Annotated in this window: 2 protein-coding genes; both read right to left on the reverse strand. The window is 60.1% G+C overall.

All coding sequences use genetic code 11. The features are described 5' to 3' along the window. A partial coding sequence (locus CQY20_RS33705; protein WP_474630430.1) for a transposase occupies positions 1-178 on the reverse strand: 178 nt, incomplete at its 3' end. Positions 179-229: 51 nt separating this feature from the next. Continuing rightward, positions 230-1,186 (reverse strand): hypothetical protein, encoded by a 957-nt coding sequence (locus tag CQY20_RS33710; RefSeq protein WP_097945717.1) that lies wholly within the window; start codon positions 1,184-1,186, stop codon positions 230-232. Between the last annotated feature and the right edge of the window lie 456 nt (positions 1,187-1,642).

The raw sequence follows: 1,642 nt of genomic DNA on the forward strand, positions 1-1,642 counted from the left end.
GTACCCAGGAGCGCACCGACTCCACGCCGTAGCCGAGCTGACGGGCCACCCGCGCTACCGTGCCCTGCTCGGTGCCCAGCTCTTCGCGCAGCGTGCGGACCATCCGCACCGCAGCAGCCTTCTCCTCCGAGCTGTAACGGCGCGTCGTGGGCTTCCCAGGCGACTGTTCCTTCGGCATACCTGCATCCTCGTTTCCAAGGTCAGGAGCCTCCAGCATTTCCAGGGCGATTCAGGCGAGCGGCCAGTCCTGGGCTTGCGTCACTTTGGTATTCAGGACGATCGCACCTGGGGCCAACGCCAAGGTGGTGTCTCCAAAACGCCGGTTTTCGGTCGAGTGGAGCTTGAGCTGGAGGTCGATGGTCCATCCCCCGTACTGCAGGACCAGTGGTGCGGTCATGACTACCAGCACGCTGCCATCCGACTCTCGGGCGTAACCCTGCATATTCCCGGCCTTGCGATGTGCGTTCAGTGAAGTGGCCCAGCGCTCCCATGGCAGCTGAAGCAACTTGATGTCGCCCCTGGTTGTGAACTTGTCACCGTCGCGCACGTCGAAGCCGACAGCGAATGCTCCATCGAGAACGCCAATCGCGATCGGCCAAATACGTGGTGTGAAGACCAAGTTCACAGTGAGAGTAAGTCGCATCTGATCGATCTTGTCGACAGGGACGTTCACCCTGAGGTACTTCTTGGCCATGGGTCGAATTGCGTCGACGAGCAGGTTGCGGAATTTTTCACTGAGCACAAGCGCAGGCGCTTTGAGTCCCGGCATCGGCGACAACCAAACTAAGGTCAGTTGTGCTGACACCACGTCGAAGTTGGAGAGGTCCAGGTAGACCATCTCGCGGAATGACACCTTCTCGGCTTCGAGGACCAGTGGTGCTAGCACCACGGCATCCAGGCGTACGAGCGCAGACTCGTTGACCTGCCCGCCTTTCTGGTTGAGCTGCACGCGGGCCCATCCAGTCAGCGACACCCTGGCGCGCTCATCGGCACGGCGCAACGATATCGTCGGGGCGTCGACGTAGAACTGTCTCGATACTGAGATCGCCTCGCCATCAAGGTTTATGGTGGTGCCCACGACCGCCCTAAACGAGTCGGCGTAGCGGTAGTGAGCAGCGGCCAAGACATCGTTGACCAGTGTGTCGCGCACATAGGCGACGACACCGAATCCACCATCGAGGCTCATGCAAGACCCCAGTGCTCCCTCGCCGTTGTCGGCCGACCCCGATCTCGAGGCCGGCCTCCAACGGCGTCTCGGTTGCGAACTCAGCGATGCGATGTCCGGCGGAACTAAACCTGACGAACTACGCTGCGCGTGAACGCTTCCCTTCACAGCTCGAGTGCCCGAAGGCGACCCGTGATGGCACTGTAATCGTGCGACGTGCAAATCGAGCCGTTTTCCGACTCAATCGAATCAATATCGGTGAAGTTCGTCGTCGGGTATGTGGCGATCGGAAACTCAGCAGCGATGAAAAACGGCTGGGAAGCGAACCCGCGAGCACTCGCCCAGCGATTCGGGATTCCAAGCATTTCGAACGGGTCTCATAGCTGACGGCGATAACTCGTGTCGCCTGCCATGAGGATGGGACCAGTGTGACCTGATTTTTGCCAGGGTGATGGGACCACCTGGATTGCCAGTTAT

This window comes from Mycolicibacterium agri (genome assembly GCF_002553505.1).
Lineage (GTDB): Bacteria > Actinomycetota > Actinomycetes > Mycobacteriales > Mycobacteriaceae > Mycobacterium > Mycobacterium agri.

What these genes read in the sequence shown, in the direction of transcription:
- CQY20_RS33710 (WP_097945717.1), bottom strand. Translation starts at nt 1,186, where the DNA reads ATGAGCCTCGATGGTGGATTCGGTGTCGTCGCCTATGTGCGCGACACA.